This window comes from Spiribacter salilacus, from assembly GCF_009649225.1.
GTDB classification, from domain to species: Bacteria; Pseudomonadota; Gammaproteobacteria; order Nitrococcales; family Nitrococcaceae; genus Spiribacter; species Spiribacter salilacus.
The window spans coordinates 1-18,257 of record NZ_WJPP01000007.1; the positions used below are offsets into that span (position 1 = coordinate 1).

Sequence of the window (18,257 nt, forward strand, 5' to 3'; positions counted from 1 at the left end):
CTTGGCGGTCCAGCGTTTGACGGGTACTTCGCCGTTCATAATGCCCTCCTGTCATCTGCACTTTAACCTGTGCAGTTTTGGAGGGGGTCACTTCAGCTGCCCAAGCGATCATGCTGCGGCTGGGGCTCACAACAACGAGGCAATAATGGACGGCACGCTGGCAATTGCAGCCAATAATCTGACTTCGCCCATCATTTTATTTTTTATTCTCGGGGTTACCGCGGCGTTTGCCCGCTCCGACTTATCCATTCCTGAGGCCATCGCCAAAGGGCTATCCATTTATCTGTTGTTTGCGATTGGCTTTAAGGGTGGAGTTAGCGTTGCCGATCACGGTGTTGGTACCACGTTAGTCCTGTCATTACTCGCCGGTATGGTGCTTTCGTTTTTACTGCCAGTCCTCGCCTACTTACTGCTTCGCGGCATGACACGGCTATCCACTATTGATGCGGCCGCAGTTGCCGGTCATTACGGATCAATCTCCATTGTAACTTTCGTTGCAGCCACCTCAGTGGCCACATCGGCTGGGCTTAATCCGGAGGGGTATATGGTCGCCGTGGCGGCAGTAATGGAAGCCCCCGTCATTCTCTCGGCGCTATGGATTGTGGCGCGATGGGGTAAGCAATCGGCCGACATGGAAGACGGCTTAATACCTGAGATTTTGCTCAATGGCTCGATTGTTCTGCTTGTCGGCGCATTTGCGATTGGCTGGATTACCGGCGATGAGGGCATGCAGATGGTTGCGCCATTCATTGTTGGCCCCTTTTAGGGCGTGTTATGCCTATTCCTATTAGATATGGGCCTGATCGCCGGACGCGGCTTGCGTGAAGCTCGCTCAGTGCTCACACCAGGGCTGTTTGTCTTCGGTCTCATCATGCCATTACTTGGCGCTGGCTTTGGGTTAGTCGCTGGCGTGTTGCTGGGATTGAGCACCGGCGACGTGATGCTGTCTATGACGCTTGCCGCATCCGCCTCATATATTGCGGTACCCGCTGCCATGCGCGTCGCGTTACCCGAAGCTAATCCATCAATTTATCTAACCCTTTCATTAGGCATTACTTTCCCGTTTAACTTAACGCTGGGCATTCCGATTTATCTGGCCATCGCCACTGCGTTAACCGGAGGCTGAACTATGCAGACGCATAAAGCAAAGCGCGTTGACATCATCATTGAGGCGGTTATGGAAAAACGGCTAACCGCTGCACTGCATAGTGCTGAAGTCACCGGCTACACGGTACTACCCGTGCTTGCCGGCTCCGGGCGATCCGGGCAATGGACGCGCGAGGGCGAAATTGGCCGTGCCGGTGGCATGGTCAATGTCTCGTGTATCGTTCGACCTGAGCGCGTTGATCCATTGCTCGATGCCGCCTTCGCCGTGGTCGAGCGGCATATTGGTGTGGTTAGCGTGGTTGACTGCGAGGTGCTGCGCGCTGAGCGTTTTTAATCTCGAGCCAAATGCACGGTGTTAGGTTACGACTCGCGAGTGCTCTGCAATGTCCGGCTTAACCTCAACGCGGCATCTCTAACCGTCGGTGCATGCTTGAGAATTCCCTCCCGATCTAAGCGAACTTCGGGGGCAGAGATCGCCACCCCCGCGACCACACGACCATCCGCACCACGCACGGGAGCGGCCAAGCAAACAACACCGGACATGAACTCGCCATTGTCGATTGAAATGCCATTCGCTTGAATCACCTCAAGATCCGCTTTCAACGATTCTCGACTTACATGCGTGCGTTCGGTGTACGGGATCAAAGGCAGCGTGGAGAGATACTTACCTCGCTTTGAGGCGGTCATAAAGGCAAGAAATAGCTTTCCAATTGCTGTGCAATGGGCAGGAACCTCGCTTCCCGCCTCAAATCGAAGCGCGAGAGGCCATTTGCTCTCCACCCGATCGACATAAACCACTTGCCCCGCGCTCATTACGCCAACGTTTGCCGTCTCCCCTGTCTTCTCTGCCAGAGAAGCCAAAATCTCATGCCGTGGACCACGCTGCGAGGATGAGGCCAATACATTCAGTGCCAAATTGACGAGGCGGTCACCCTCAATTAAGCGACTACTGCCCAGTTCACGACTCAGAAAACCGTTTTCCCGCAAAATTGCAATTAAACGATGAACCGTGGGCTGAGCAATTCCGGATCTAATCGCTAGCTGAGCTGCAGTGACTGGTTCATCTTGCTCAACAGCAAGCTCGAGGAGATCGAGGGCCTTTAACAGTGCCCCCGGCCGGGATTCATTATTCATCGACTGTGCATTTCGAACGGATGCATCTTTAACATTCTTAGTCATTGCTAAATCTTAGCATATTCGCGTTTAGCCCCCTCAGTTTGAAGCGCAGTTAGAACCATCATTCGGTAGATATCTTCAACTGAACAGCCTCGCGAGAGATCATTTGCAGGGCGTGCCAAGCCCTGCAGCACGGGGCCAATTGCTAGAAAGCCGCCAAGCCGTTGAGCAATTTTGTAGCCAATATTTCCGGCTTCTAATCCCGGGAATATAAAAATATTCGCACGACCGGCAACCGTTGATTTGGGCGCTTTCCGCTCGGCAATATCAGCGACAATACTGGCATCGAATTGTAACTCTCCGTCCACCTCAAGATCTGGATGCATCGCCTCTACAGCGTGGGTCGCATCCGCTACCCGCGTGGCATCCGGATGCTTAGCACTACCTAGTGTTGAGAAAGACAGCATGGCAACACGCGGTGGCTCACTTAGTAATCTATTCGCATTATCCGCTGTATCAGAGGCAATGTAAGCGAGCTCTTCTGCATTTGGCCTGACATTTAGGGCGCAATCGGCAAAGATCAGTGCTTGGCTGTCAATGGCAGAATTAACCGGTGGAATCATCAAAAAAAAGCTCGACACCAAAGCATTGCCAGGCTTTACGCCAATGACTTTCAGCGCCGCTCGGACCGTATCCGCTGTTGAATGGACAGCCCCGCCAACGCAGCCGTCCGCCTCAGCCTCCCGCACCATTAGCGGCGCGGCATAAAGCGGCGAGGACGCAAGCTTGCGCGCGTTTTCAAGCGTCAAGCCCTTATGCTGCCTTAATGCAAATAACGCGGCAGCCCGACGTTCACAATCTGCCGGTTCACTCGGATCAACGACTTCAATCCCAGCGAGCGCAATTCCTTGCTTTTCCGCCACTGAGTAAATCTCCTCAGCATTTCCAAGCAAAAGCGGAACAGCAACACCATCATCGGCAGCCATGACTGCAGCTCGAAGCACTCTGGCATCGCTTCCCTCACTCAAAACAATACGCGCTGATAGGCCACGTGCGCGTGCACTCAATTCATCAAGCAATGTCATGAACTCACTCCCTTTGCGCTCGCCGGGAAGTTTTGCTCCGCTCCAGGTGCATTGGCACACTCCAAAAAGATTCTCTGGGTGCAGCGCCGGCAAATATCATCTTCTAATTCAGTGAAGATGGTTTTTATCGCTTCTTTTGGCGAACTAAAACAATTCTCCTCACCAATAATTTGCAAATACCCGCCACGACGAACCATTTCAAGTACGGGAGGCTTAATTCCACATAAATAAAGCCCCCCGCCCATCGCACGAAGTCTCTGAGCCTCTTGCGCAAGCAATTCGCCACCAGCCACATCGATCAAACTAATGCCATTGCCGATAATCAACACATGCGAGCGGTTTCGACCAACGTCTGTCTTTAACTCGGTTTGTACTCGATCCACTGCACCAAAGAAAAGCGCACCATCGATTCGCAGTATTCTCAGCTGCGGGCATTCCGGAAGGTCTCGTAAGGCCGCATTACGCAAGGGGCGTTCATCCCGATCGGGTACTGGGGCTAAGTCGACCAGTAAAGGTCGCGAGGTGCGTTGCAATTGCAGTATTAATGAGACCAGCACACCCACGTATATAGCGAATTCAAGCTGCAACACAAGTGTTGATGCAAAAGTCACCACCAACACTGCCATTTCTCCCCGGCTCGCCCGGACAATCTGGCGAATATGGTGAAAATCAATTAGATTCCACGCAATCAGCATCACAATGCCAGCCATTGCCGGCATTGGTAGATAACCTGTTATGCCAGGTATTAACAACAAGACCAGCGCGAGTATGAGTGATGCAAAAATTGCCGCCATTGGCGTCTGGGCACCGGCATCATAATTAGCGCCCGAACGCGTAAACGAACCTGACCCCGGGTAGCATGAAAAAAAACTGCCAACAATGTTAGACAGGCCTTGGCCTACGAACTCTTGATTGCCGTTAATTTGTTGATGAGAACGCAGCGCGACGGCACGACCGATGGATACCGCCTCAATCAGGGCAATCACAGCAACCGCAAGTGCGCCAGGGGCAAGATCGCGAAGCACGCCTGGTGAGAGATCAGGCACGCCCGGTGGCGGCAAGCCCCGAGGCATCGCGCCTACCATTGTGACACTTTGCTGAGCGCTCTCGAATAATAAACACACTGCGCTCCCGATAAGCATTGCCATGAGCATATTGGGCCATTTGGGCCGCCAATATCGGATCAAAACAGCAGAGCAAAGCGTAATCAGTCCGATCGCGAGCGACCAGGGGTTCGTTGCACCAATGTTCTTAGCCACCGCAATAAGCGAAGCAATAAAGCTGTGCCCGCCTCCTTCTGTGAGGCTTAGAAGATGGGATAACTGACTGGTTGCAATTAAAACCGCTGCGCCGGCGGTAAATCCAACCACCACAGTGTGTGATATGAAATTAACTAACGTGCCCATTCGCGCCAACCCAAGCGCGAATTGAATAATCCCCACCATCAAAGTGAGAGTCAGCATGATGCTGATAAATTCCGTGGAACTTTGCGGCCCCACCCCACTAATGACGCTAAGTACGATAATAGAAATGGCGGCTGTCGGCCCCGATACTAAATGCCTAGAGGAGCCAAAAAGGCCAGCAATGATTGGCGTAACAATGGCCGTATAGAGCCCATACTGAGGCGGCAGACCTGCAATTAGCGCATAAGCAACGCCTTGTGGGAGTACGATGATGGCGCCGGTCAATCCGGCGATTAAATCAGCGCGCAAACACCTTTTATTAACCAGCGGCCACCAAGCGAGAAAAGGCAGAAATTTAACGGACGTTAACCTTTGATTCGAGTCCGCCGTCATACCCTTTGGGCACCGTAGAAGAGATTCACAACATGTTGCGCTTCAGCAAAAAACAGCCAGCGCTCAACACCATAGCCAAACAATGTCACCGGCAAGATCAGAAAAATTAGAAAAAAACCATCACCAGCGCTTAACAGAGCAACCGCAACGACAGGTAGCGCAACACCGAGGAGGCCAAACAGCCAACGCAATCGGCGCAGTGTTTTGCCATCGATCTGAAAGCGAAATTCGGTATCGAGAAAATTGGACCGGCCGCCTTGCCCACTTTCAAGCAAACGGGCCTGTCCACGCGTCATCCCAAGCGCTGTATTAATGCTTGGTCCCTGCGGTGTCCCCATCCAAAGAAAATAAAGTGCCTTCCCCAACCCAGCAAGAACCAACAGGACAAGCGTGAGCATCAGCACATCACTACCCATTGCACCTGCACGAGTGACCGTCAATATTGTGGTCAGCAAAAGGGCACCTGAGGCGAGTCCAAGGAGGAGATAATTAAGTGGAACTAATGGGCTATTCCAGCGCGGAATAGCTCGGAGTGAGGCGTAAATCATTCCGGTTGAGAACACGGTGAGTAATGAAAGAACGAGCGAGAGCGCTGCGCCCAAATCGATTAAAACCGCAGATAGGCCAAAAGCCACTGCGCCCAGCCAAAGGCCAGCACACGGATAGAAGAGCACGGCGAATACTGCTTCTCGGGATAGCCATGAGGTCCGAAAACGAGAAAAAGCACGCCAAGCATTCCGTGGGTTCGCCAAGTGAAGGGTTGAAGCGAGCAGACCGAGTGTTGCCAACACGGTTCCTAACACACCAGCAAACAGAATCTCGCCATTACTGAGTGCAATTAACCCAGGCATAAAAGCAAGCGCTGTGGTCAGCGCAATCAATCCAAAGCCCGCACCAGATAGAACCGTAAAGCAGATAACCGAAATCGCCGGATGCATTAATTTCTCCCAAATTCAGGGGGCAATGGACATATCTGCCCACTCACGCAATCTTTCTTGAAGGGGCTTGGCCTCAGTGTCTGCCTGCTCAGCCTGCGCTTTTGGTCGTGGTGGCAAATAGCGATTAACAGGGTTGTAACCCAGCTCAGCCATCGGCTGCTGTCCGCCTCGATCACGCACTAAACGGCTCACTTTAGAGTCGGGATCGTCGAAGTCACCAAAAAATCGAGCATGGGTAGGACATGTCAACACACAAGCGGGCTGGCGATCATTTTCAGGTAAAGACTCATCATAAATCCGATCGACACACAGCGTGCATTTTTTCATAACCCCAGTGGAGTCATCCAGCTCTCGAGCCCCGTAAGGGCACGCCCAAGCACAGAGATTACACCCCATACATTTATCTTGGTCGACAAGCACAATGCCATCTTCCTCACGCTTATAAGAGGCACCGGTTGGGCAAACAGTCACGCATTCCGCCGTGTCACAATGTAAGCAGGACATCGGCATATTGACGGTTTTGCTATGTGGGTAGTCACCAACCTCATAGCTCCGAACACGATTAAAGGCAACGCCGCTTGGATCATCGGCGTAGGCATGATAATCAGTCAACGGACCTAATGTGCCCGAGCTGTTCCACTGCTTGCAGGCCACCACGCACGCTTGGCAGCCTACGCAGGTGTCCATATCGATCACCAGTCCAAGTCGCATAACTACTTCCTCGTTAAGATATCCCGCAGCGTTCGATTAATTCGAACGGGTTCGTGAGTGTGGTAACGAAGCCGATCGGGACCAGCCTCTAAGCCTGGAGGGCGTTGCGTCGCTGAGAATTGCGGCCAGCTCTCTGCCGGCTCTTCCGGATCCGCTTTCTCAATGCGCACGCGAAGGTCATACCAAGCGGCCTGCCCGGTGACGGGGTCGGAATTACTCTGCATACGTCCTTCTTCAGCTGAGCCAAGCAGCTCTGGGATCAAATGATTAAGAAGGAAACCACGCTTAACCTCTGGCGCATCTTCACTAAGCCCCCAGTTGCCGCCCTGCTTACCGATCGCATTCCAGGTCCAAACCGTGTCTGTCTGACAACCTTCCATCAGGCGGATCTGCACGCGTATACGGCCATTACTCGAAGTCACCCAGACCCAGTCGTCATCCTGTAAGTCCATACTCTCCGCTCGAGCCCTATTCATAAACAGGAAGTTTTGCGCGGTGATTTGGCGTAACCAAGCGTTTTGCGAATCCCATGAGTGATACATATGCATAGGCCGCTGTGTCACCGCATGCAGCGGGTAGGCTGACTCGTCGGTTTTACTCACTAATGGGAAATACGCCGGTAGCGGATCGAAATGATGGACTAAGCGTTCTTTCTGATCGGCTCGGGTGGGACAAGGGCCATCGTAGAGCCCCTGCCCTGCCAGACGAAACCGCTGCAACGGCTCCGAGTAAATTTCCATAATGATAGGTTCAGCTGTTGGGTTAAATCCAACATCCCGAGCCCACTCAAGATAATCACGATTCGCAAAGCGATAAAACCGCATATGCTCAGGCAAGTGGTATTGGAAAAAGCCCTCATTTTCAATGTATCGATCCCATTGATCAGGATTCGGTGCACCACGCATTGGCGTATCACCATCTTCACCACGCCACCCGGCCAAAAAGCCAATACCCGGCGCTTTTTCATAACGGGTAATGAAATCCGTGTAGCCCTCATAGCGAGGCTTGTTGTCATCATCAATAAATGCTGGCAGGCCAAGACGCGCCCCAAGCTCGACCATGACATCCTGCCAAGGCCGCACATTACGATCAGGTTCCATAATGGGCGCTCGAATCGCGTCACAAACGGCATCTGGCTCGGAAATCGGACGATCAAGCAAGGATATTGTGTCGTACCGCTCCAAATACGTCGTATCAGGCAATACCAAATCAGCAAAATTAACCGTCTCTGAATGGAAGGCATCAACGACTACCAAGAACGGTAGCCGATATTCTCCCTGTTCATCTTTGGATACCAACATCTCGCGAACACTGCCGGTATTCATGCTTGAATTCCAAGCCATATTCGCCATAAACAAAAGCAGCGTATCAATGGGATAAGGATCGCCATTAACCGCATTGGTAATCACCATGTGCATTAGGCCGTGATTGGCGAGTGGCGCATCCCAAGAGTAAGCCTTATCAATACGAAGTGGATTACCTGCCTCATCAATGGCCAAGTCTTCCGGCCCCGTGGGGAATCCGAGCGGCGGTGAGGCAAGTGGTTCACTTGGTGCTGATGCTTTTGCCGGCCGGATAGGCGGTGGTGTTTGGCGCGGATAGGGAGGCTTGGCCCGATGCCCCCCAGGGACATCAACGCTGCCCAGGAAAATTTGCAATAAATGCAACGCTCGGCATGTCTGAAAGCCATTAGAATGCGCTGAAATTCCGCGCATCGCATGCATGGACACCGGCCGCCCAATGAAACGATCGTGTTTGCGACCCGCCCAATCTGTCCACTCACAAGGAATTTCGATCGATTCCTTAAACGCAACATGTGCCATCTCAAGTGCGATTCGCTCAATATCGGCAGCGGGGATGCCGCATACCTTTGACGCTGCTTCTGGTGAATAACCTTCATCGAGATATCGCTCAGCTACGAGTGACATGACGGTTTTTACCGAACGCCCATCCGGTAGTGTGTATTCACCGAATAACGCCCGCTCTGCGTCCACCGACATGCCGCTGACCGGTGCCTTTGCCTGCGGATCCCACGCGAGTGGTTCACCATCGTCGTTACGAGCGATTAGGCCATCATCACTGTGTCCAGGATTTTGAACCACCAAAAACGACGCATTCGTATAGCGACCTAAAAATGACCAGTCAATTTGATTACGCGATAGAAGAACATGGCAAAACGCAAGCGCGAGCATGCCGTCTGTCCCGGGCCGAATGGGCAGCCATTCATCGGCTACTGCCTGATATCCCGTCCGCACCGGATTAACGGCAACGAATTTTGCGCCACGACGTTTGAGTTTTTCAATGCCTATTTTGAGCGGATTAGAGGCATGATCTTCGGCTACCCCCCAAAGCAGGAAATAACGCGTATGTTCCCAATCGGGGTCAGCAAACTCCCAAAACGATTGACCTGTGGTATACAGACCAGCCGCGGCCATATTGACCGAGCAAAAGCCGCCGTGTGCTGCCCAGTTCAAGGTCCCGAACTGCTGCGCCCACAGCCCGGTCAGCGCCTGCATCTGATCGCGTCCGGTGAAATAGGCAAGTCGATTGGGGTCAGTACGACGAATCTCTGCAAGACGCTCAGTGAGAACATCTAGCGCGTGCTCCCACGAGACCTCAACAAAAACGCCCTCGCCACGCTCACTACCCGGCCGTCGCATCAGCGGGTTACGCAACTTACCGGGCGAGAGTTGTTTCATGATGCCCGCATTGCCCTTCGCGCAAAGCACACCCTGATTAATCGGATGCCGCGGATTGCCGCGAATAAATCGTGGCTGACCATTCTCCATGGTCACTTCGATGCCACAACGACAGGCACACATATAACAGGTGGTATATTTGCGCTCTTGCGCAGAGCTGTTTTCGAACTTCGGGAGTGCTGCAGCAACTTCTGGCGCTGAAATAGTACGCGCACCCGGTGAACCGCCAGTGCAATCGTCATCCAGAGCACTATTCTTAGCCATAGAAACCCCCGCTTACTTCACTATTATCAACAGGGGCGGATATTTATCCGCCCCCGCTAAGGGTCGAGCCTTGATCACTCACGGTTACTTATTGACGTACTTCTTGTACTTATCAAGGTGGCGAACCGGTTCTTTGAGTGCGTCTCGACGGAAGGGGTCGCCTAACTCTCGGCTTACCATCACCTCGACCACAGTCGTTTTACCGTTCTTTTGCGCATCACAAGCTTTCTCAAATGCTTCACTCAGATCCTCAGGCCGCTCAACACGAACCCCTTCGGCACCCATGGAGCGCGCAATCGCCGTCCAGTCACTACCTTCAATATTGGAGCCAGTAAACCGGCGGCCGTAGAAGTCGACTTGGTTTTTCTTCTCTGCGCCCCACTGACGGTTATTGAAAACAACCGGCGTGACCGGGATACCTTCACGCACGCAGGTCAGGGTTTCCATCATAGAAAGCCCCCAAGCGCCATCGCCGACATAGGCGACTGCTGGGCGATTTGGCTCAGCTACTTTTGCCCCCATCACTGCTGGCAAAGCATAACCACAGTTACCAAAGCTCATTGCTGCAAGGAAGCTGCGGGGTTTGTTGAAACGTAGATACGAGTTGGACACTGAGCAAATATTGCCAATATCAGTGGAGACCATGGCATCGTTGGGCATTGCCTTTTCAAGCGCCCGCAAAGCGACGCGTGGATGCATACCGCCATCGTCTTTAGCGATATTTACGCTCCACTCATCACGCTCATGCGTCCAGCCGTCAAGCTCGGTTTCCCAAGCATCTTTCTCGCGCTTGATGTCAGCCATGCGTTGATCGCGATTACGATCGCAGACCATATCACGTTCTTGCAGGCGGCTAAGCAATGCATCGGCGGCCGCTCGAGCATCACCAAACACATCAATATCGCTTGGCTTAACTAGGCCTAACATCTTCTCATCGCAATCGACTTGAATAAGCTTCGCTTTGGTTGGCCAGTAGTCAATGCCATGCTGCGGCAATGTGCCAAATGGACCCAGCCGCGTACCAAGCGCAAGAACCACGTCGGCCTTGCTAAGCAACTTCATTCCTGCCTTAGAACCTTGATAGCCCAATGGGCCCGCCCAAAGGTCATGGGATGCAGGGAATGAATCGTTATGCAGATACGAGTTAACCACCGGCGCGCCGATTCTCTCCGCAAGCCGGACAGCTGCATCCACGCCGTCGCTATTGATAACGCCGCCACCAGAAATGATCACTGGGAACTCAGCCTTGGCTAGGAGCTCTGCAGCCGCGTTCAGCGACTCATTACCACCTGGGCCTCGCTCAATACGCTTCGGTCCCGGTATGGAATAATCCGCCTCACCGTAGAAATTATCGCGAGGAATATTAAGTTGAGTTGGACCGTTGTCGTTAATAGCCCGATTAAAACAACGTCCTGTGAATTCAGCCATGCGATCAGCACGCATTACATGGGCTTGATATTTCGTGATTTTCTCGAAGAAAGGCAACTGTTCGGTCTCCTGAAAGCCACCCAATCCAATCGAGTTAGAACCGGTCTCAGGCGTAATGGCGACCACTGGAGAATGCGCCCAATAAGCCGCAGCAATACCCGTGACGAAGTTGGTCACACCTGGACCGTTTTGCCCAATACACACGCCATGCTGCCCACTCACCCGTGAATAGCCATCCGCCATATGGGCGGAGCCTTGCTCATGCACGGTCGGGATGAACCGAATACCCGCCGGTTCAAATAGATCAAGCGCATCCATAAACGCCGATCCGACAATTCCAAATACATCCTTAGTGCCATGCGCGACCAGCGTTTCAACGAACGCCTCACTTGATGTCATGCGAGTCATATCATGCTCCTCTATCAATTGAACCGGCATTGATTTTCGCGGCCGGCAGTTACCCCCAAAGTACGACTGAATTGTAGATCCTACGGGAAAAATTTGTCAATATTGAGTAATACTTTATCAATATAAGTTATTTTTTTGGTTTTGATGTCATCAGCTGCCCAGTATTTTGAATGGTTCGGCTAATTCGGTCCGCTGCATCGCGCATGTCTGGGAGATAATGCAGCAGCGTATCAATACGCATTCTCGAGACCGGCGCATGAGTCGCAACAGCCAAACGCGGCGGGCCGGCACCAATTCTCAATGGTACAGCTACAGCCACCATACCGTCTAGAAATTCCTCATCATCAACGCCATAGTCAGATTGAACGATATCTTCAAGCGCTCTCATCAGCGTATTCGGGTCACAAATAGTCTTACGTGTATAGCGCACCAGTTGCATCCGATTAACAAACCCGCTTTGGCGCGTGGCTGGTTGCAGCGCCAGCAGCAACTTTCCCGCCGCCGTGCAATGCACGGGCACGCGTGAACCTACCTCGAGGCGAAACTGCAAAGGCCATTTTGTCTCAACGCGATCAATGTAGACCTGCTCCGTCCCTTCAAACAAAACCAAATTGCATGCCTCACCAATCGTCTCGGCCAATTCAGTCAAAATGGCGTGACGCTCTGCGCGATAGTGAGGAGCATCAAGGGCACCGCGACTCAACTGTTGAAGGCCGGCATCAGGAACAAAGCCAGGGCCCAGCAGATGGCGGCTGAGATAACCGCGCGCTTCCAAGGTTGTGAGGATCCGATACACCGTCGCTTTCGGTATATCCAGACGAGCGGCCAGTTCTGAGGTACCCAGAGATCGATCGGAGAAAGTGACATGCTCGAGAATATCGAGGACTCGATCAGTCGGCGTACGGTTCTTTGTCAACCTAGCCTCCGTAAGAAGCTCGGACGCCAACGCGGACGCCCGAGCCCTCATCTAACTAAATGAGGCCTAAACCAGCTTTACTGGTTACGTGCGGCCTCAGCCTCTTGGATCACGCTGTTATATAGAGTGACAATTCGCGAATGGTAAGGGAAAACCATCTCTGCATACTCGGCCTGTGAGTTATAAACTCGGGCAAAGAACTCATCGGCTTCAAGATATTCGCCAATAATCTCGTTCTGAGCCTTAATAAAGGAAGAGTAGTACTCATCAGGGACATCATGAATCGTGATTCCGTCTTCTTCATAATCACGCACGGCCAGTGAGTTCTCATGAAGATTGACGTGAAGCGTTTCGGCCTCATTCGCGAGAATCGCGGTTTCAAGAATCATCTGCAGATGATTGGGCAGTCCTTCGAAGAAATCCCGGTTAATCTGTAACTCACCAACATCAGTCTGCTGATGCAAACCTTGCAGGTAGTAATTATCCCAGATCTCACTTAGGCCAAGCGCCTTATCGTCCGCGGGACCAATCCACTCGGCTGCATCAATCGTTCCACGCTCAGCTGCGGGTACGATATCACCACCCGGCATGGCCACTGCAGGCACACCCATACGGTTATAGGTCTGTCCTGCAATCCCCGGAGGGGCGCGATACTTAAGCGAACCAAATTCCTCAAGCGACTCGAATGGCTCAGAGAACCAACCCAACGGATCAGGACCCATTGGCTGCATCAGGAATGGAATGGTGTTGTAGTCCATAATATCGGTAGTGAGCTCGGTGTAGAGATCTTTACCGCCGCCCTCGTGATACCACGCCATTAAGGTCTGCTGATCCATGCCCGTCGCGGCAGGAACATTAGAGAAGAGCAAGTAGGCAGAATGCTTACCTGACCAATAATGCGGCCATGCAAAGCCGGCATCAACGACACCATCACTGACAGCGTCTAGCGTCTCAAAAACACCAACTTCTGCTCCAGCTGGCAGAACGCGAATTTGCAATTGACCGTTAGACATTGCATCCACCCGATCTGCCAAACGCTCGACCAAGCCAAAATAAATGCTTGAGTTTGGAACGACAGTTTGAACTGTCATCTCGTAAGTTTCATCTTGCGCATTCGCCGCTCCAAGCACACCGAAACTGACGGCGACTCCGAGCAAGGCGTGAATGATCTTTTGTTTCCAATTGGCTTTCATTTCTCATCTCCTCAAATTAATCTTTTTATGACCACTGAATCGTTAACGCTCGTTTTCCCACCTCCTTAGCTACTCAAACCCATAGAGAATTATTTTCGTGTCAGTTGGCAAGCACACTCGGTAACCAAAGCACAATTTGTGGGAAGAATGCCAGCAACGTGACAACAATGAGCTGGAGGACCACAAATTGACTCATACCCCAATAAATCTCACCCATACGCCATTCAGGCACCACCCCTTTAAGGAAATAGGCCGATAGAGCCATTGGCGGCGTCAACCAAGATGTTTGGAGCGTAACTGCCACAAGAATTGAGAACCACAACGGATCAAAGCCAAGTTCCACCATCGTTGGCAAGAAGATGGGTACAATCACTAGCACAATCGGAATCCACTCAAGCGGTGAACCGAGCACAAACACAATCGCCAGCATGACAAAGAGCATCGCAAGCGGGGCTAGCTCTAAAGAGAGTAAAAATTCGGTAAGCAAATCAGCAGACCCGAGGCGCGAGAAAACGGCGCCAAAAAAGTTCGCTGCGCCCAGCAAGAACATAATCATTGCCGTCATTTTCAGCGTAGAAAATAAACATTGGCGGAACTGTTTAAAATCCAACTTACGATAGGCAAGCGCCAAAATCAGTGAGGCGAAACCGCCCGTTGCAGCAGCATCCGTTGGCGTGGCAATCCCTGCAATGATCACCCCGAGTGTGAAAGCCACCACGAGAGTGACCGGAATTACACCAAGCATCAGCTCACGAAGCTTATAGCCGAGCGACATCGAATCCAGCTCTTCCTGAGGGACTGGAGGACCAAGCTCAGGATTGATCCAACTACGAACCAATGTGTAGAGAATATAAATCGCAGCTAGCATTAAGCCCGGTATGATTGCAGCGGTAAAGAGCTGGGTCACAGGAACACCAACAACAGGCCCAAGCACGATTAACAAAATACTCGGCGGTATAAGAATGCCAAGCGTCCCGCCTGCCGCGATGGTTCCAGCCGATAGCGCGTTGTTATAACCGCTACCGCGCATGATCGGACTCGCCATCACGCCGAGTATAGTAACCGACGCACCCACGATGCCGGTAGCGGCAGCAAACACGGTGGCCACCAAAAGCACCACGAGATAAAGCGAGCCCCGCAGACCGCCAAGCAAAATACGCAGAGAGCGAAACACTCTCTCCATCAGGCCTGACTGCTCCAGCACAAACCCCATAAATAGAAACAGCGGAATAGCCGACAGTGTGGTGTTGCGCATGAGCGTGAAAAACTGCGACTGCATCAGTTTAAACACACGCTCTTCCATGCCGACAAAGCCGAAGATCAAGCCAATGAAGATAAACGTGAATGCCATGGGATACCCAGTCAGAATCCCAATAAATAGAACGCCGAGCGATATCAGCCCTAGGATTGGCTCACTAATCATATGCTTTGTTCTCTAAAGTGACGGTTAGTCTTGACCGCATAAACGCTTTTAATCAGCTCTGATATCCCTTGGATAAGTAAAAGCACACCGGCAATGGGCATCACCGTTTTAAACGGATAAATAATCGGCATCCACGGACTTGTAATGATCCGCTCACTGCGAGCCCAGGAGTCAGCGGCATAATCTAGCGTCGCGAAGGTAAAAAAGAATATTGCAGGAAGGAAAAGGCAAAGCGTCATTACACCGTCCAATGCACCCTGCCAACGTGGCGACATAATGTTGAACAGAAAATCAGCCCGGACATGTCGATCTTCACCCAATGTCCAAGCCGCCCCAAGCATAAACATGGTGCCCGTGAGCATGTAAGTTATGTCATAGGCCCACATGGTTGGCGAGTTAAAGATGTATCGAAGGACTACTTCGTAGACAAGACACCCAATCAACGGCAATGCTAACCACGCGGTCGCAAGCCCCACCCAGCGGCCTGGTAAATCTAGCATGGACACGATAGAGCGAAGTTTTTGCTCGCGCTCGTTTTTTGGCATTACAAAGCGCTCCAAGGCTGGCGGTAAGTTGTAGACGCTGTCAGCCTCAGAGCATGCCTATCTTCTATCAGCATGGGGTGCTTCTCCTCCACCAAGCTTGTTGGTCAACTTTTTATCATTTTTTAATACGATTTGTTTCGTTTCGGTTTTACAACGCATAGAATCTTAATGTCAATAAATAAAAATAGTCTGGAGGAGTCATGGCGGAGCAGGAATATGACTACATTATCGTTGGGGCGGGCTCGTCAGGGTGCGTCCTAGCCAATCGCCTATCGGCTGACCCAACTAAGCGTGTACTGCTTTTAGAGGCGGGGCCTCGTGATCTTAATCCATGGATTCATATCCCCATCGGATATGGCAAAACCATGTTCAATCAGACACTGAACTGGGGGTATAAGACTGAGCCAGAGCAAGGGGTTAACGGCCGCTCAATCTATTGGCCCCGCGGAAAAACGCTAGGCGGATCAAGCTCAATTAATGGATTGATCTACATTCGTGGACAGCAAGCAGACTTCGATGATTGGGCTGCTCGGGGAAATCCTGGCTGGGGTTGGGAGGATGTTCTTCCATTTTTCCGTCGCTCAGAATGTCAGATGCGGGGAGCCGATTCGTATCACGGTGCTGATGGCGAGCTTGCTGTTAGCGATGTGGGTGAGTCAGACACGCTGTGCGATGCGTTTATAGCGGGCGCAGAGCAAGCCGGATTTCCGCGTAATGATGATTTCAATGGTGCCGACCAGGAGGGTGTTGGTTATTTCCAACTCACCACACGCAATGGTCGTCGGTGCAGCACCGCCGTTGCTTTTCTGCGCCCAGCGGCTAAGCGACGCAACTTAGATATCGTTACCGATGCGAATTGCGAGTGCATCCTATTAAATGGACGGCGCGCCGCAGGCGTTGTTTACACACTCGATGGCGAGCGTATTACCGCCCGGTGTCGGGGCGAAGTGCTGTTATGTGCTGGCGCCATCAACACACCAAAAATTCTAGAATTATCTGGAATTGGCAACCCCGAAGTTCTGCAAAAAGCGGGGATAGAGCCCGTTCACTCATTGCCTGAGGTTGGCGAAAATCTCCAAGACCATCTCCAAATTCGAGTCATCATGCGATGCACTCAGCCCATCACAACCAATGACGATCTCAATAGCTGGATTCGCAGCACCCAAATTGGCCTTCGCTATGTTCTGCAACGACGCGGCCCGCTCGCAGTCGGTATTAACAAAGCGGGTGGTTTTGTCCGCTCACGCCCAGGTTTGGAGCGACCAGATATTCAATTTCACTTTGGTACGTTAAGTTCAGACATACCTGGATCACCCGTGCACAAATTTCCTGGGTTTACCATGTCAACCTGTCAGCTTCGGCCAGAAAGTCGAGGCACAGTACACATTCAATCCGGCGCAGTTGATGAGGCCCCACAAATCCATCCCAATTATCTAGCCACCGAAGAGGACTGCCGGGTCTCAATGGATGGCGTGCGGACGTCACGACGAATTGCTGAAACGCCAGCAATGCGGCCCTTAGTACAGGAGGAATACTCACCAGGAAAATCTATCCAAAGCGATGAGGAATTACTTGATTTCGTCAGAAGTGATGGCACGACGATTTTTCATCCCGTGGGAACTTGCCGAATGGGCTCGGATGCTACCGCCGTTGTTGATCCGACACTTCGTGTTCGCGGCCTCGAAGGTTTGCGGATCGCGGATTGTTCCATTATGCCTACCCTGGTTTCTGGTAATACAAATGCCGCAGCGATTATGATAGGTGAGAAAGCATCAGATCTGCTTTTGGCAGAGCAGTCAGAGGCGTTAGCGAGTTAATTGGTAGGGGGGCGCTTATGCACCCAAAGTGGGTCGATGAACGAGGAGACCTCTATCCTGGTAGCCTGCAGGTATTGTCAGTCACCCTGATCATTGCGGTACCGAGCGCGATGGCGCTGACGCTGCTAATACCGGACGCGAAGCCAGGTTCACCATTACTGCAAGTCATCGCCACGATCGGTTCGCTGTGTTTTTTGGTGCCCTACGCTTTTAGCATCAAAAAGCGCTGCGGAATGGCCTCTCAAATGCCCCGCTGGTTTTCGGCTCATGTAATTGCCACCACGCTTGGCTTAGTGCTAATCAGCATCCATGTCGGGGCTGGAGATCTTTTATCACCCCCGGGTGCGGCGTGGGCCTTAGCCGTTGCATTGGTGGTGCAAGGTTTGTTCACTCGCACTCAAATGACGCGTCAATTTTCCGCGGTCTTTGCGAGCCGACCACAAAGCTTTGCCCCGCCCGACCCTGATATACAGGTACGGATTGGCGTAATCATTAAGCAAAAAGAAAAAATTCTCAAAACCCTCGATAGCACTGCCAGTGAGGCCGTGTTCTCACCCAATCTTCGCCACTTCATCCGGCACCCACTATTAACGCTGCGTTATGCACTGCTCGCAGGGCGTGAAGCGCATTATGTCGGGAGGCACAAGGCGGGGTTATTAGTGGCGTTCTGGCGACGCACTCATGTGGCCCTCGCATTACTCTTTTTGATCGCACTCGTTGCCCACGTCATTATCGTGCTATTTTTTGCTGGATATGCTGCGGGTGATGGCCCCATTGATTGGTGGCATATCACAGCATTGGGGCGCTAGAT

General features: G+C 52.1%; 14 protein-coding genes and 1 pseudogene. 4 read left to right on the top strand and 11 right to left on the bottom strand.

The window, feature by feature from the left end:
* Positions 1 to 145: 145 nt before the first annotated feature.
* Positions 146 to 1,126 (top strand): annotated as a pseudogene (locus GH984_RS10465) (sodium-dependent bicarbonate transport family permease).
* 3 nt (positions 1,127 to 1,129) lie between these two features.
* Positions 1,130 to 1,441, top strand: coding sequence for a P-II family nitrogen regulator (locus GH984_RS10470; RefSeq protein ID WP_153720172.1), 312 nt, complete (start codon positions 1,130 to 1,132; stop codon positions 1,439 to 1,441).
* Between the two features lie 26 nt (positions 1,442 to 1,467).
* Here GH984_RS10470 and GH984_RS10475 read toward each other — a convergent pair whose 3' ends face one another.
* From GH984_RS10475 to GH984_RS10525, 11 genes are all read right to left on the bottom strand, one after another.
* Positions 1,468 to 2,286: an IclR family transcriptional regulator gene (locus GH984_RS10475; protein WP_153720173.1), complete on the bottom strand. Its 819-nt coding sequence runs from the start codon at positions 2,284 to 2,286 to the stop codon at positions 1,468 to 1,470.
* 2 nt (positions 2,287 to 2,288) lie between these two features.
* On the bottom strand, positions 2,289 to 3,308 hold the full coding sequence (gene pta, locus GH984_RS10480; RefSeq protein WP_153720174.1) for a phosphate acetyltransferase: 1,020 nt from the start codon (positions 3,306 to 3,308) through the stop codon (positions 2,289 to 2,291).
* Complete coding sequence (locus tag GH984_RS10485) at positions 3,305 to 5,104, bottom strand: SulP family inorganic anion transporter (protein ID WP_153720175.1); 1,800 nt, start codon at positions 5,102 to 5,104, stop codon at positions 3,305 to 3,307. Before GH984_RS10485 ends, pta begins: the two co-directional genes overlap by 4 nt.
* Positions 5,101 to 6,042: a dimethyl sulfoxide reductase anchor subunit family protein gene (locus GH984_RS10490; protein WP_153720176.1), complete on the bottom strand. Its 942-nt coding sequence runs from the start codon at positions 6,040 to 6,042 to the stop codon at positions 5,101 to 5,103. Before GH984_RS10490 ends, GH984_RS10485 begins: the two co-directional genes overlap by 4 nt.
* A 15-nt stretch (positions 6,043 to 6,057) precedes the next feature.
* Entirely contained in the window at positions 6,058 to 6,753 is a 696-nt protein-coding gene (locus tag GH984_RS10495) for a 4Fe-4S dicluster domain-containing protein (RefSeq protein ID WP_153720177.1), read from the bottom strand.
* Positions 6,754 to 6,755: 2 nt separating this feature from the next.
* On the bottom strand, positions 6,756 to 9,716 hold the full coding sequence (locus tag GH984_RS10500; RefSeq protein ID WP_153720178.1) for a molybdopterin oxidoreductase family protein: 2,961 nt from the start codon (positions 9,714 to 9,716) through the stop codon (positions 6,756 to 6,758).
* A gap of 84 nt (positions 9,717 to 9,800) precedes the next feature.
* Complete coding sequence (xsc, locus tag GH984_RS10505) at positions 9,801 to 11,543, bottom strand: sulfoacetaldehyde acetyltransferase (RefSeq protein ID WP_253939222.1); 1,743 nt, start codon at positions 11,541 to 11,543, stop codon at positions 9,801 to 9,803.
* Positions 11,544 to 11,679: 136 nt separating this feature from the next.
* Positions 11,680 to 12,468 carry an IclR family transcriptional regulator gene (locus GH984_RS10510; protein ID WP_172973230.1) on the bottom strand — a complete coding sequence of 263 codons (789 nt, stop codon included), beginning with the start codon at positions 12,466 to 12,468 and terminating at the stop codon, positions 11,680 to 11,682.
* A gap of 77 nt (positions 12,469 to 12,545) precedes the next feature.
* Entirely contained in the window at positions 12,546 to 13,661 is a 1,116-nt protein-coding gene (locus GH984_RS10515) for a TRAP transporter substrate-binding protein (protein WP_153720181.1), read from the bottom strand.
* A 100-nt stretch (positions 13,662 to 13,761) separates the two neighbouring features.
* The gene (locus GH984_RS10520) at positions 13,762 to 15,084 is read right to left on the bottom strand and encodes a TRAP transporter large permease (RefSeq protein ID WP_153720182.1); all 1,323 of its coding nucleotides are present in this window, start codon (positions 15,082 to 15,084) and stop codon (positions 13,762 to 13,764) included.
* Positions 15,081 to 15,629, bottom strand: coding sequence for a TRAP transporter small permease subunit (locus GH984_RS10525; protein WP_153720183.1), 549 nt, complete (start codon positions 15,627 to 15,629; stop codon positions 15,081 to 15,083). The genes GH984_RS10520 and GH984_RS10525 overlap by 4 nt, the downstream gene beginning before the upstream one ends.
* A 200-nt stretch (positions 15,630 to 15,829) precedes the next feature.
* On the opposite strand from GH984_RS10525, the gene GH984_RS10530 reads away from it, so the two are divergent.
* Both GH984_RS10530 and GH984_RS10535 read left to right on the top strand, forming a co-directional pair.
* Complete coding sequence (locus GH984_RS10530; RefSeq protein WP_153720184.1) at positions 15,830 to 17,446, top strand: GMC family oxidoreductase; 1,617 nt, start codon at positions 15,830 to 15,832, stop codon at positions 17,444 to 17,446.
* 17 nt (positions 17,447 to 17,463) lie between these two features.
* Complete coding sequence (locus tag GH984_RS10535; protein ID WP_172973231.1) at positions 17,464 to 18,255, top strand: hypothetical protein; 792 nt, start codon at positions 17,464 to 17,466, stop codon at positions 18,253 to 18,255.
* Positions 18,256 to 18,257: the final 2 nt, after the last annotated feature.